This window comes from Clostridium ragsdalei P11, assembly GCF_001675165.1.
GTDB classification, from domain to species: Bacteria; Bacillota; Clostridia; order Clostridiales; family Clostridiaceae; genus Clostridium_B; species Clostridium_B ragsdalei.
In genome coordinates, this window is the sequence record NZ_LROS01000066.1 from 99,998 (window position 1) to 114,593 (window position 14,596).

Genomic DNA, 14,596 nt, shown 5'->3' on the forward strand with positions numbered 1-14,596 from the left:
TATATTTTCACCATATTTAAAATTGAAATACCTAATTTTATTTTTTTGTCAATGTTTTATTACAGTTAAAACTAAACTTATTAAAAATGTTATTGCAGAAAGCAGTACAGCCAAAATTAGAAAAACCGTTATGAGAACATTATATTTAACTATGTTTTCAATGGATAAATATTTTGTCCATCCAACAACATTAAGCATTAACAATACTAAAAATATAGTAATTAATCCTCCTGAAGCTCCCCTAATATCTGCATAACTCAATGATATATGGGAACATATGCAGATTGCTATAAATAAAAATATGTAAAAGTAGGCATTATGAAAATTGGCAGTAGAAAATATAGTTTTTACTAAGACTTTATACATACTGAATATGTGTACAGCCACAACTTTATTTATAACAGTTACATGCGAATTTATTTTTAAAATACTTATAAATTCATCATAAGCTCTAGGTATCATAAAACGCATTAGCGCAACTACAGACAAGATACCTCCAAATATAGGTGCAGTTCCTATGAAAAAGTTTCCTACCTGCTGATAAATACTATTTTGATTATAACTGTGCTCTACATATCCCATTACCCCATTTTCATCAGGTCTTTGTAAAAGCTTTATGGCAGTTATTTTGTGTCCAAAAATAGCTGCAAATAGTGCATGACTTATTTCATGCACTGGGACTCCTATAAAGCCCGTTATCATTATGGATTTCATGCCAAAACTTCTAGCAAAATTTTTTATAGTGTAGTTTCTCATAATCCCAAGTAACATTCCAACTAGTATTATTATGCCTGTCAAATATACTGTTTCTATACAGGTCCTAATTAACATTTGTATTAAAAATTCCATATTTATCTCCACTTTCTATATTATTTCATAAACTTAAAGGTCTGTTAAACATATACTTATAACAATCTTCTTCCTTAAAGCCGCATTTCAAATATAATTTTTCAGCATACTTTGTCCAAAGAAATTTACTTGTATCTTTTATAGCTGGATAATTATTTATAAATTCAATTAGCTTTTTTCCCAATCCCCTTCTTCTATACTTTTCATCAATAATTACATCTAATATTAAGCTGTAAACAGCATAATCACTTACAACTCTTGCAAATCCAATCTGTTTGCCTTTATGATAAATTGCAAAACAAAGGGAGTGCTCAATTGTCTTAGCAATAACTTCAGCAGGTCGGTTTTTAGCCCAATGAGATTGCCATAGTAAATTACAAACTCCTTCTAGTTTAATTTTGTCAACATCATCTGTAAGTATGTATTCACCATCTACTATTTTCATTACAAAAGCTCCCTTCTAAAACTTCATTTTAATTTGCTGCTTTTTTAAACACTATAAGATATGTTCTTTAATATATATTTCCATATTGCAAAAGCAGAATTTTTCTTACCATCTACCCTATCCAAAATTTTTTTCAACTCATTTATACTTTCTGTATAAGAAGGATTTTTCTCTACAATTTTTACTGCAGATTGTATGTTATTTGCATTCCATTTTTGTATGGGAATTCTTATTGCCCCACCTCTAGCTGCTACATTATCAAGATTTATCTGCTGCTCCGGCTGTATTGCAAATCCAACAATAGGTGTCCCACTCGCAATGGCAGTTTGTATTGTACCCTGTCCACCATGAGATATGACCACATCTGCAAGTGAATTAACTAGGGGCGCTGGTACAAATGCATCTGTTATATAAATATTTGTGCTATCTTTTGCACAGGCAATTGCTTCATCAATTGGACATACAGCCTTAGGAGCTAGAATTACTGCACTCCATTTCTTGCCTATACCTTGAGTTAACGCCTTTATAGCCTCAAACAGGTATTCTTTTTTTCCTGAACTTCCAAGGGTACAAAAAATTTTCAAATTCTTATTATCAGGGTTAAAAACTTTTAAAATATTTTCATCTACTACTCTATCATTCAAAGAAGATGCATACAATGGTCCTACAATTTTAAAAGTATCTGGAAGCCTGATATCCTTATAAAATTTCTCAAAGTCATTTACAATTGTAAAGTCAGCTCTCAGCATATCAAATAAATTATTTATAGGTTGTCCTTGGTAATTAAATTTTCTAAAAGCTTCTATAATATTAGTCTGTATAAATGATGGATTTTTTAGCATTAGAGATTTAGGTATAGACCTTATTATTTTTTTACGAAGCTTTAATGGCAGATAGGTTAGAGGCTTTACCATGTCCGGAATATCTTTCATCAATTTATTAAGAGTGTCTTCATGTAAAGGTATGGGAAGATAGCAAATACTAGGCACTGGTTTATTAAGCATTCTACGTGCAATACCTGCTATTGGGTAAAAGCCATGTATAACTACATCAGGCTTTAATTCATTAAGTGCATCAATTTCTCCCTTAATCAATTCAAAAGCAAGCTTTTTATCACCAATCAAATTAAAACTAGTTGGTTTAAAATCCTGATGAAATCCTATTCCAGGAAGTTTAGGATCACATTTATAAATTTTAAATCCATTAGAAATTACTTTTTCTTCAAACCTACTCCCTGTAGATAAAAAAACTATGTCTACTTCATAGTTCTCAGGACAAAATTTTCTAATTCCATCTGCTATCTCCAGAGCACGTGTTGCTTCTCCAGCATCTGAAAGTATAACTGAAAAAGCAATATTTAAATGTTTTTTCATGCTTATATAGCTCCTTTCAATATAATCTTCCACTAAATATGCCATTTACAAAACTTTAAATTTACCTCTGCAATTTTTTACTATATATCAATAAATCATTATATTATACTATAGAAAAACTTAGGAGGATTTATATATGAACTGTACTGATAAAAAATGCGTTATTATAATTGATAAAGAACTGCCTTTAGGATTAATTGCCAATACTTCAGCTATCTTAGGTTGTACCTTAGGTAAATCTATAGGAAGTATTGTTGGTGAAGATGTTTCTGATATAGACAACTTTCCACATAAGGGAATTGTAAAAATACCAATACCAATACTATCATCAACTAAAAATAAAATAAGGGATTTTTATAATAGAGTAAAAGAAAAATACAGCAAAGAAATAACCATAATTGACTTTAATAACGTAGCTCAAAAATGCAAAATATATGATGATTACATACAAAAATTATCTTGCACTAATCCATCAGAATTAAACTATCTTGGAGTGTGTTTATATGGCAGTAAAAAAATAATTACAAGCTTAACCGGTAGTTTGCCAACATTAAAATAAAAAAATTTCATTAATAATAACTGCACCATTTATAGGCTGCAGTTATTGTTTATACATACCTGGTGTAACTCCTGTATAATCTTTAAAATATTTTATAAAATGACTTTGATCATAAAATCCAGATTCCAGCGCTGCATCCGTAAAACTTCTATTTTTTCTTATGAGCCTTTTGGCATAATTTATCCTTAGATTAGTTATATACTTGTGTGGTGATATTCCATAGCAATTCTCAAATTGTCTAACTACGCAGTATTTACTCATATGTGACATTTCAGCTAAATCCTTCAACGTCAGATTATTTAAGTAATTTTTATCTATGTATTTTTTAATCTTTTCTAATTCAGCTAAATTGGAACCTTTAACAGCTTCTCTATTCCAATTTTTATCCCTGTCATATTCTAAAAAAGAAACATAATTTATGAGTTTAGTCTCATTTTCAATATTCATTATGTTATTTTCAATGTCTGCAAATAATTTGTAAGCATTTTTAAATGCAATTTTATTTAATTTTCTATATGAAAATTTTATACCTAAGTTATCTCTATTAAATACAGTTTTAAACCAATCTTTATTTATATAAATCATTCTAAAATTCCAATTTTTATAGCTATAAGGAGTACATTTATGAACTGTATTTTGTGGAATTATCAAAATTGTATTTTCCGAGATTTCATATTTTCCACTTTGCATTTTTGTACTGCAGCTTCCCTTTTCAACTAATCCAATAGAGATTTCATCATGAAAATGTTCTTTACATGAATGTATTGAGTTTTCACATTTTTTTATTTCTACATTTCCTTTGTAATCACTGAAATAATATCTTATTCCCTGCATTTTTCCTCCACACTATTTTTTGTATACTCAACTTTAGCACATATAAAATTTCTTTAGTTAATAGTTAAGAATTAAAAATTAATAGTTAATGTGGATTTTTTTCCGTTACACTATAAAAAATCTTTGATTAAGCTTTTCATCACTTGTTTCGCTAAAGCGAAACATTGCTGATTTATATAAATTAAAGATTTTTTGCGACAGCTAAAAATCATCCTTCACCATTAATTTTTCATTATTAATTCTTAACTTGCGAAGCTTTGATTCGCATTATTTTTAAACTGCAAAAGCTGAGTTATATATTATTTATAAGAATATTAATAAATAGTTGCCTTTAATTAACTACTAGTATATTTTATAGTATAGGTTACTTTTTTTAAGATTTCAATTGTGTATACATAAAACTTATTTACAAAATTTATGGAGGTGATAAATATATGATAACTATTCAAGAAAAAGCCCTTAAATATGCTAAAAAAATTCGAGGCTGTTTTTTAATTAGAACTCGTTCTAACTGTATAAGCTGCTGAACAGGTGAGATGACGAAAGTCACAAATCTCAGTGTTGAGGTTTTAAAATATTTTAATAAAGAAGAAATTTATGATGAATATGAATATTGTGGAATTAAAATTTATATATTGAGTAGTTTAATTTTAGAAGAAAACGTTAATATATTCATGCTTCCTAAAATTCCATTCATGAAACCTGCTTTCAGTGCAAGCGGGATAAAGTATAATTAAAAATTAAAAGTTAAGAATTAATAGTTAAGGATTTAACCTAAATTCATGAATTCAATAGGCATACTTTGTAAATACTAAATATGTTAAAAATTATTTATAGAGGAGGAAGCATGATATGACAAAGAAATTAAAGACCATGGATGGCAATCAAGCTGCTGCTGAAGCTTCCTATGCTTTCACAGATGTTGCAGCTGTTTATCCCATAACACCATCTACTCCGATGGCTGAACTTGTAGATGATCTATCCTCCCATGGTAAAAAAAATATATTCGGTCAACCAGTTAAACTTGTTGAAATGCAATCCGAAGCTGGTGCTGCTGGAGCTGTCCACGGATCATTGGCTGCTGGTGCACTGACAACTACATACACTGCTTCACAAGGACTACTTCTTATGATACCTAATATGTATAAGATTGCAGGTGAACTGCTACCTGGAGTATTTCATGTAACTGCCCGTGCAATTGCAACTCATGCACTATCAATTTTTGGTGATCACCAGGATGTTATGGCAACAAGGCAAACTGGATTTGCACTTTTAGCATCATCAAGTGTTCAAGAAGTTATGGATTTAGCAAATATTGCCCACCTTTCTGCAATTAGAGCGAGCATTCCTTTTTTACATTTTTTTGATGGTTTCAGAACATCTCATGAATATCAAAAAATTGAAGTAATTGACCATGATGATGTGGCAAAATTAGTTGATTATAATGCAATCCAAAGATTTAGAGACAAATCTTTAAATCCAGAACATCCTTCAGTTAGAGGAACTGCTCAAAATCCCGATATTTATTTTCAGCAAAGGGAATCTTCAAATAAGTTCTTTGATGCTGTTCCAGATATTGTTGAAGGCTACATGAGAGAAATAGGAAAACTTACCGGAAGAGTATATCATCCATTTGATTACTATGGAGATCCAAATGCGGAATTTATAATTGTTGCCATGGGATCAGTTTGTGATACTGTAGAAGAAACTGTAGATTATTTAAGACAAAATAATGAAAAGGTAGGACTCATAAAAGTACACTTATACAGACCATTTTCTTCTTCTTACTTCTTTAAATATTTGCCTAAAACAGTTAAAAAAATTGCTGTTTTAGATAGAACAAAAGAACCTGGTTCTACAGGAGAACCTCTTTATTTAGATGTAGTAAACCTATTTTATAATAATGCAGATAAACCTGTAATTGTTGGTGGAAGATATGGATTGGGTTCAAAAGATACAACACCTTCTCAAATTTTAGCTGTATTTAAAAATCTTAAAAATCCTAATTCAAAAAATAGATTTACAATTGGAATAGTTGATGATGTTACAAATACATCTCTGGCTGAGGAAGAAATAATAGATACAACACCAGAAGGAACTATAAGATGTAAATTCTATGGTTTGGGATCAGATGGTACTGTAGGTGCAAATAAAACAGCAGTTAAGATCATAGGCGATAAAACAAATTTATATTGTCAGGCTTATTTCTCCTACGACAGTAAAAAATCAGGTGGAAGTACAGTTTCTCATTTAAGATTTGGGAATAAACCAATAAAATCACCTTATCTAGTTTATGAATCAGATTACACTGCTTGTCACAACAAGTCCTTTATTTACAATATAAATATATTAAAAGGATTGAAGAAAAATGGCACATTCGTTTTAAACTGCCCTTGGAGTGAAAACGAATTAGATGAACATCTTCCAGCTTCAATGAGACGGTATATTGCTGAAAATAACATACAATTTTATATAGTAGACGCAATTTCAATAGCACAAAAAGTTGGATTAGGTTCTAGAATAAATATGGTAATGCAAGCTGTATTCTTTAAATTAGCTAATATAATTCCTGTAGATCAGGCAATCCAGTACTTAAAAGACTCTGTAGAATACGCTTATGGTAAAAAAGGCGAAAATATAGTTAATGCAAACAAAGCAGCAATAGATGCAGGAGCAAATGCTGCCCATAAAGTTACTGTACCAGAATCCTGGAAAAATGCTAAAGATCCAGATATGTCAAAAAAAGAATTTCCTGATTTTATAAATAGAATTGAAAAACCTATGGCAAGGCATGAAGGAGATGAACTTCCAGTCAGCGCTTTTAATGGAATGGAAGATGGTTCTTACCCACTTGGCGTAACAGCCTATGAAAAGCGTGGAATTGCAGTTTTCGTACCTGAATGGCAAATTGATAAATGTATTCAATGCAATCAATGTTCCTATGTTTGCCCTCACAGTGTAATAAGAGCCTGCTTACTAGATGATAAAGAAAAAGAAAATGCTCCTAAAAGTTTTCTAACTAAAAAAACTGTTGGTAAAGACCTTGAAAACTTACATTATCGTATTCAAATAAGTCCACTCGATTGTACCGGATGTGGAAATTGTGCAGATATATGTCCTGCTCCAGGAAAAGCTTTAATAATGAAACCTGCACAAGAAGAAATAGAAGAGCAGTCTGATAACTTTGAATATGCTTTGAAAATCACTCCTAAAGAAGGATTAATGGATTTGCATACAGTAAAAGGAAGTCAATTTGCAAGACCTCTTCTTGAATTTAATGGTGCTTGTCCTGGCTGTGGAGAAACTCCTTATATTAAACTTTTAACTCAACTTTATGGAGATAGAATGATGATAGCAAATGCAACAGGCTGCTCATCAATCTGGGGAGCAAGTGCACCTGCAATAGCCTACACTACAAACAATTTTGGCAAAGGGCCTTCCTGGGGTAATTCATTATTCGAAGATAACGCAGAATACGGATATGGTATGTTCCTTGGTGTAAAACAAATGAGAGAACGATTAGCTGATTTGATGGAAACAGCCATAACAATGGACATTAATTCTGAACTGAAAGAAGCCTTTAAAGAGTGGCTTACCGGATTCAATGATGCAGATACTTCAAAAAGAGCTTCTGCAAAAATTTTAAGAATCATGAATAATGAGAACTTTAAAGATAATATTGTTTTGAATGAGATATTTACGAAAAAAGATTATTTAATCAAAAAATCTCATTGGCTAATCGGCGGTGATGGATGGGCCTACGACATTGGATTTGGCGGTGTAGATCAAGTACTTGCCTTAGGCGATGATGTAAATATATTTATTATGGACACAGAAGTCTACTCAAACACTGGTGGTCAATCGTCAAAATCAACTCCTACAGGAGCAGTTGCGAAACTCGCTGCCAGCGGTAAAAAAATAAGGAAAAAGGATCTTGGTTTGATGGCCATGACTTATGGATACGTATATGTAACTCAAATAGCCATGGGGGCAAACATGAACCATACCATTAAAGCAATTACAGAAGCAGAAGCTTATAAAGGTCCTTCTCTAATCATAGCCTATGCACCTTGTATAAACCATGGTATTAAAACTGGAATGGGTACTAGTATGGCAGAGGAAAAAAAGGCCGTTGAATCCGGTTACTGGCACCTATACAGGTATAATCCTCTATTAAAACAGGAAGGTAAAAATCCATTTATATTAGACTCCAAAGAACCTACAAAATCATATATAGACTTTATTAATGGAGAGCTCCGTTATTCTTCATTAAAAACTATCTTCCCTGGTGCAGTTGAAAAAGCATTTAAAGAATCTGAAAACAATGCCCGTGAAAGATATGATATTTACAAGAAATTATCATCAATAAAATATTGATTACGATCAATGAATCTTACTTAGTGGGAAAAGCAGATATCTCAAATCTTTGATTTGATGATAGTCGCTTTCACAGAGTGCGTGGAAGTGTTACAGTAGGTAGCTATCAGATAAAAGACCTAACTAGTCAGTTAGGTCTTTTATAATAGGAATTATTTTTCATTAGAATCTACATATTCTTTAGCATTCTTAACATCAAATTCACTTGGCACTGGTACTTTTGAAACTGATTTTTCCTTATGGATATTTGCCCATGCTGCAGTATCGTGTTTTTCAATTGGCAGTTCCATGGAACCATCTTTAGTTCTATCTCCTTCCACAATAATTCCTCCTCTCATACATATTATCTTCAATTTTAAGAAATGTATGAAAAAATATAACATTTGATCCTAATATAAAAAATCCTTGGATTACAAGTGATTTTTATTATAATCACTTTACCTCACCTGTCATTTATAAGTATCCGTTTTTTGCATAACTACTTCACAACCACCCTAGTATGTAATATTAGTTCCTAGTACTTTCACTTTTTCACTGATCCTATTTGCTATATTTTTTAACTCATTTTCAATACACTTTATACCTTTAAACCTCATGCGGCTGATAGGTCCTGAAACACTTATTCCTGCTGCAATCTTTCCTTTACTATTATATATGGGTGCAGAAATACATCCTAAACCATACTCATACTCTTCTATATCGTAAGAAACTTGCTCTGCTATTATCTTCTTTCTTTCTAACAAAAAATCCTCATAATTTGATATAGTGTTTATTGTTCTTTTTTGATTATGCCTTTTAAAATAAGCTTTAATCATTTCGTCATTCTGATAACTAAGAAATATTTTTCCCATAGATGAACAATGCAGAGGAGATACAGGTATTAATCTTGAAACAAGTACTGAGCTTTCTCCATTTACACTGGAAATTGTCACTACATTATCCTCATCTAATATTCCCAAATTTGTAGATTCTCCAGTTTTTGCAGAAAGATCGACCATAAAAGGTTTTGCAATCAAATTCAAGTCAACTTTGGATTTCACTTTTTCACTATACTGAATAAAGATTAACCCTAAACCATATTTTCCATTTTTATCTTTTTCTATAATAGAATTTTGAAAAAGGGTGTTTAAAATTCTATATGCTGTTGCCTTTGGTAAGTCAAGATTAGAAGATATTTCAGAAACACCAATAGGAACCTCTGATTTATATATTTCATTTATAATTTGAATTGCTCTATCAACCATAGAAATACTATCATAATTTTGTGAATTATTAGTCAAAAGGGACTCCCTCCTCTATTACACTATGTTAATATAATAATATTATCTATAAGTTACGTCAATTTATTATTGAATATTTATAAACATTGTTGAATATTTATTGAAAATATTTTGAGACATGCTATAATAGTTTTTGAAACACCGTTTCAGAAGCAATTTTCATTATAAGGAGATAATTTAGCATGAAAAATAAATTTTTATCTAAAAGGTATTGGAATAGTATATCCACTCCAATGGGTGAAAGTAATGATCTTTTAAAAAAATTTGATGATATTATTGATTTCAGTCTCGGAGATCCTGATATTACAACTAGCGAAATTATAATAAAAAAAGCATTTGAGGATGCCATGAATGGTCACACACACTATACAGACTCTTTAGGTGATCCAGAACTTCGTAAAGAAATACGCAAATTTTACTTAGATAAATATGATTATAACGTTAAAAGTGATGAATGTATGATCACCACAAGTGGATGTCATGCAATGTGGTTGGCTCTAGAAGCCATTCTAGATGATGGAGATGAAGTCATAATACATGATCCTTATTTTACTCCATATCCACAGCAAATAAAACTAGCTAGAGGTATTCCTGTACATCTTGAAACCTTTGAAGAAGAAGGATTTCAAGTAAATCCTAAAAGATTAGAAAACTTAATTACTAACAGAACAAAAGCAATAATAATAAATACACCAAACAACCCTTCAGGAACATGTTTTAAAAAGGAAACACTTAAAGCAATTGCAGAAATTGCTATTAAATATGATTTAATCATAATTGCAGATGATATTTACACATTATTTAGCTACGAAGAGCCATTTATTCCAATTACTACTCTTGAAAAAATGCGCCAGCGTACAATTACAATTGGCAGTTTCTCCAAAAACTATGCCATGACAGGATGGAGAATAGGCTATCTTATTGCACCTTCATTTATCATTCAAACTGCTAAAAATATAAATGAAAATAATGTATTTGCCTCACCTTCAATATCCCAGCGTGCTGCAATTCATGCACTTAAAAATAGAGATAAAATACAACCACAGATTGCTTGCGAATATAAAAAGAGGATTTTTTACGCCTATGATAGAATTTGTTCAATTCCAAATATGTCAGTTTTAAAACCACGTGGCAGTATTTACCTTTTTGTCAATATAAAAGCTACAGGACTTAGTTCAAAAGAAGTAGCAGATAAAATGCTAAATGAGGCTCATGTTCTTGTACTTCCTGGTAATGCTTTCGGTAAATGTGGTGAAGGATACATACGACTTGCCATGACAGTAAATACCAAAAAAATGAATGAAGCATTTAATCGTATAGAAAAAATGGGTATTTTTAGTAAATCTATGGTATCTGCTTTGTAACAGAGGGCTTCTTTGAAGCCCTCCAATATACTACTTTGTAATTTGCAATATTTACTTCCAGCGTATATCTGCTTTTCTCCTTGGTACAGTTCTTAGATATTTCACATTAGGATATCCAACTATCATGAAAGTTACAACCTTTCTTCCTTTCTTAACTCCAAGAAACTTACTTATTTTTTCATCCATTTGGGCAGCCGCAACAGAAAAACCACTAAACAACGTTCCAAGTCCTAAAGAATTAATCATAAGTTCCATATTTGAAGATGCTAAAGCTCCATTTACTTCCTGTCTTGCTGTAACAACTATTACTACTGGAGCATTAAAAAACAATCTATCATTTTTAGGGTTTTCTTTATATTCCTTATACATATCAATCCATATTTTAGCATATCTTTGATAAAGTATATTTTTCGCATTTGTATCTTTAAGTATTTTTTCTCCAATTTGATTTAAACTTTCAATTATTAATTTTCTTAAATCCTGTATTCCATCTCTTACAACTGTATAAGATACATCCTGCATATTACTTGCTGTTTGAGTAAACCTTCCAGCTTCTATAATTTTAAGCAGTTTTTCCTTCTCTACTTCTTTGTCTTTAAACTGCCTTATAGTTCTTCTAAACTTAATAGAATTTAATAAAGTATCAGCATCTATGGAAAAATATTCTTTATTATATTCTTTTACATCTTCCATGTTATATTCGTCCGTTGATACTGCATTTTTAGGGCACACTGCAATACAGTGCCCGCACTTTATGCAAGTAATATTATTAATTTTAGCTTTACCATTTATTATCTCTATGTCTCTTGCAAAACAATCTTTAACACATTGTCCGCATCCTATACACTTTTCACTATTTACATTCATCATAAAGTTTTTACTCCTTTTTCAATGTAATTCTACACTTTTCCCATTCACAATTTTACTTAGTGTATTCTGTAAGTAATCTTTTAAATCCATCATAATTGTATTTAAACGCAAATCTTACCACATTTCTTCGTTCATCCCCATTCATATCACCTTCTAGGGAATCCAGCAGCATATTAAGCATATTATAAAACACCATTCTTATTACTTTATAATTTTGAGTTGTCCTACAGTTATCTGCGAAATTATATTTTTGCAGATAACTGCATTCCCGCTGTATTACATTTTCTAATATCTCTTCTTTCAAATTTTCATATTTTGTACCCTTGCTGCACCTTAACAATATTAATAATCTTTTACGATTTGCAATTAAATCCTCTACCTGTTTATGATTTGGAATATACCTTTCTAAATTTTGTTCATTATTAAAAAAGGCTTTTGTTAATATAGGGAATATATTGGAATTATAATTTCTAAAAGCATCTACAAAAGATTGTGGTAAAACAGTACAAAATAAACTTTCCTTGTTCTTAAAATAAATATAAATATTTCCTACTGATATATTTGCCTTTTCAGAAATATCCTTCATTTTTGTATTCAGATATCCCTTTTCTAAAAATATATCTATTGCGGCATTTTCAATTGTTTGTCTAATTTTATCCTTTTTTATTTGAACCATTTTATCTCCTATTAAAATAAAACTGAACATATAATTCATTTTTATAATACTACAATAGGATAGTTCATTTGTCAATAATGTTACTACACTTTCCACAATAAAATCTCCTTAACTTTTTGGATGGTAATATAAATATTTAAACTGGATGTTTTTGAATTACAGTCAAGTTGATATAATAAGTTTAAGAACAACCTTAGGCATTTTCAAAGAAATAACAAGTCAGTATGCTAGTCTATTTTTTATCATACTGCGTCGGTAGAACCCTTAGATAGGATTTACTATCTGCGGAACCTGCCTCCTTGTCTGATAAACAAAGTTCTTGGCATCAGATGAGGTTTTAAATTTCATCTGATGCTTAGAAATTGTTATCCAGGGACGTAGCCACTCTTTGCTCACACTTGGAAAAGTGTAAGCATTAGAGTGGGTAGTCATCGGATAAAAAATATTCGTCGCATCTTTGACTTGTTATTTTCTTTCAAATGCCTTAGCTAAGTGAGTGATTATATGGAAATTAAAATAAATAGGAAAAGTAAAATTGCTTTATACATTCAAATTGAAAACCAAATAAAAAATATGATTTATTCCAAAATACTTCCTAAAAACTACATATTACCATCTGAAAGACAACTTGCAGATACATTAAAAGTTAATAGAAGTACCGTAATTAAAGCCTATGAAGAGCTCAAAGAAAAAGGTCTCATTGATTCAAACGCTAGAAGAGGCACTTATATTAGCTTTTACGATAACCATGAAGAAAATGATCATAAAAAGTACTTGTTTTGGGACGAAATATACAGCAAAAGTTCAAATAATAATTTTGACAATACAATAAGTAAAATTATGAATACTGATATCAATAGCAAAATGATTTCCTTTGGTGGTGGTATGCCATCACCAGATCTATTTCCTCAATTGGAATTTCAGAAAATACAAATTGATTTATTAAAAAATGAAGCAAAGAACATGTTTTTTCAAAGTCCCGTATCTGGAAACAAAGATTTAAAAAATGAAATTAAAAAACTTATGTTAAATAGAGAAGTTAGAATATCTACAAGTGACATAATTGTTACTTCTGGTTCTCAGCAGGGATTGGATTTAGTTGTAAGAACTTTTGTAAATTATAATGATGTAATATTAGTGGAAAACCCAACGTTCTTTGGAGCTATCCAACTTCTTCAGACACTAGGTGCTAAAATCATAAGTATTCCTATGGATAAATGCGGCATGAAAGTTGATGTACTAGAATATTTAATTAACGAATTTAACCCAAAATTTATTTATACCATACCAAATTTTCAAAATCCAACAGGAATCACTATGAGTCTTGAAAGAAGATATGACCTCATTAAAATTTCAGAAAAATATGGAATTCCCATAATTGAAGATGATCCCTATGGTGAACTCAGATATGAAGGTAACTATCTTCCGCCTTTAAAAGCATTAGATAAAAGTGGTTACGTAATATATTTAAGTACCTTTTCAAAAGTAATTTCTCTCGGTTTAAGAGTAGGCTGGATCGCTGCTCCAGAAAGGGTAATAGCTAAACTGAGTTTGTTTAAACAGCTTACGGATTTACATGTAAACACCTTAAGTCAGCATATTATATGTGAATTTTTAAGACAGGGCTATTATAAAAAGCATGTTAAAAAAATAAGAAAAAGCTATTCTCTAAAAAGAGATTTGATGTCTGAAGAACTTACAAGCAATATTAAAAGTATAAAGTTTTTTAAACCTGAAGGTGGCTTTTACATTTGGTGTAAGCTTCCAGATAATATTTGCTTAAAGTCACTTTTAAAAAGATCTTTAAAAAATGGAGTAAATTATGTCACTGGAAACTCCTTCTACACTAAAAAAGATAAAAAAGGTAATTTTATAAGGTTAAATTTTACTTATCCTAAAAATGAAGAAATTATAAAAGGTATAAAGTTATTGCAACTTAGTATATCTGAAATAATTTAAAGGAGATGTT

The 14,596-nt window shown here is 30.5% G+C and carries 12 protein-coding genes; 4 read left to right on the top strand and 8 right to left on the bottom strand.

Annotated features, from left to right (window positions below):
* Positions 1–48: 48 nt before the first annotated feature.
* From CLRAG_RS17555 to CLRAG_RS17565, 3 genes are read right to left on the bottom strand one after another with little or no spacing between them, the layout of a single operon-like run.
* A complete protein-coding gene (locus CLRAG_RS17555; protein WP_065079587.1) occupies positions 49–849 on the bottom strand; it encodes a hypothetical protein in 801 nt (266 codons plus the stop codon).
* Positions 850–874: 25 nt separating this feature from the next.
* The gene (locus CLRAG_RS17560; protein WP_065079588.1) at positions 875–1,294 is read right to left on the bottom strand and encodes a GNAT family N-acetyltransferase; all 420 of its coding nucleotides are present in this window, start codon (positions 1,292–1,294) and stop codon (positions 875–877) included.
* A 44-nt stretch (positions 1,295–1,338) separates the two neighbouring features.
* Entirely contained in the window at positions 1,339–2,667 is a 1,329-nt protein-coding gene (locus CLRAG_RS17565) for a nucleotide disphospho-sugar-binding domain-containing protein (RefSeq protein ID WP_083985793.1), read from the bottom strand.
* Positions 2,668–2,803: 136 nt separating this feature from the next.
* On the opposite strand from CLRAG_RS17565, the gene CLRAG_RS17570 reads away from it, so the two are divergent.
* The gene (locus CLRAG_RS17570; RefSeq protein WP_065079590.1) at positions 2,804–3,226 is read left to right on the top strand and encodes a DUF2000 domain-containing protein; all 423 of its coding nucleotides are present in this window, start codon (positions 2,804–2,806) and stop codon (positions 3,224–3,226) included.
* 42 nt (positions 3,227–3,268) lie between these two features.
* On the opposite strand, the gene CLRAG_RS17575 is transcribed toward CLRAG_RS17570, so the two are convergent.
* Entirely contained in the window at positions 3,269–4,060 is a 792-nt protein-coding gene (locus CLRAG_RS17575; RefSeq protein ID WP_065079591.1) for an AraC family transcriptional regulator, read from the bottom strand.
* Positions 4,061–4,912: 852 nt separating this feature from the next.
* On the opposite strand from CLRAG_RS17575, the gene nifJ reads away from it, so the two are divergent.
* The gene (gene nifJ, locus CLRAG_RS17585) at positions 4,913–8,437 is read left to right on the top strand and encodes a pyruvate:ferredoxin (flavodoxin) oxidoreductase (RefSeq protein ID WP_065079592.1); all 3,525 of its coding nucleotides are present in this window, start codon (positions 4,913–4,915) and stop codon (positions 8,435–8,437) included.
* A 152-nt stretch (positions 8,438–8,589) separates the two neighbouring features.
* On the opposite strand, the gene CLRAG_RS17590 is transcribed toward nifJ, so the two are convergent.
* Both CLRAG_RS17590 and CLRAG_RS17595 read right to left on the bottom strand, forming a co-directional pair.
* The gene (locus CLRAG_RS17590; RefSeq protein WP_420808101.1) at positions 8,590–8,757 is read right to left on the bottom strand and encodes a CDIF630_02480 family spore surface protein; all 168 of its coding nucleotides are present in this window, start codon (positions 8,755–8,757) and stop codon (positions 8,590–8,592) included.
* Between the two features lie 174 nt (positions 8,758–8,931).
* The gene (locus CLRAG_RS17595) at positions 8,932–9,717 is read right to left on the bottom strand and encodes an IclR family transcriptional regulator (RefSeq protein ID WP_083985794.1); all 786 of its coding nucleotides are present in this window, start codon (positions 9,715–9,717) and stop codon (positions 8,932–8,934) included.
* A gap of 182 nt (positions 9,718–9,899) precedes the next feature.
* Here CLRAG_RS17595 and CLRAG_RS17600 point away from each other — a divergent pair, with 182 nt between their 5' ends.
* Positions 9,900–11,081, top strand: a complete 1,182-nt coding sequence (locus CLRAG_RS17600) for a pyridoxal phosphate-dependent aminotransferase (RefSeq protein WP_065079594.1) — start codon at positions 9,900–9,902, stop codon at positions 11,079–11,081.
* A gap of 51 nt (positions 11,082–11,132) precedes the next feature.
* Here CLRAG_RS17600 and CLRAG_RS17605 read toward each other — a convergent pair whose 3' ends face one another.
* Both CLRAG_RS17605 and CLRAG_RS17610 read right to left on the bottom strand, forming a co-directional pair.
* Positions 11,133–11,951, bottom strand: a complete 819-nt coding sequence (locus CLRAG_RS17605; protein ID WP_065079595.1) for a nitroreductase family protein — start codon at positions 11,949–11,951, stop codon at positions 11,133–11,135.
* A 52-nt stretch (positions 11,952–12,003) separates the two neighbouring features.
* Complete coding sequence (locus tag CLRAG_RS17610; RefSeq protein ID WP_242872173.1) at positions 12,004–12,723, bottom strand: TetR/AcrR family transcriptional regulator; 720 nt, start codon at positions 12,721–12,723, stop codon at positions 12,004–12,006.
* Positions 12,724–13,131: 408 nt separating this feature from the next.
* Here CLRAG_RS17610 and pdxR point away from each other — a divergent pair, with 408 nt between their 5' ends.
* Positions 13,132–14,586: a MocR-like pyridoxine biosynthesis transcription factor PdxR gene (gene pdxR / locus CLRAG_RS17615; protein WP_065079596.1), complete on the top strand. Its 1,455-nt coding sequence runs from the start codon at positions 13,132–13,134 to the stop codon at positions 14,584–14,586.
* Positions 14,587–14,596: the final 10 nt, after the last annotated feature.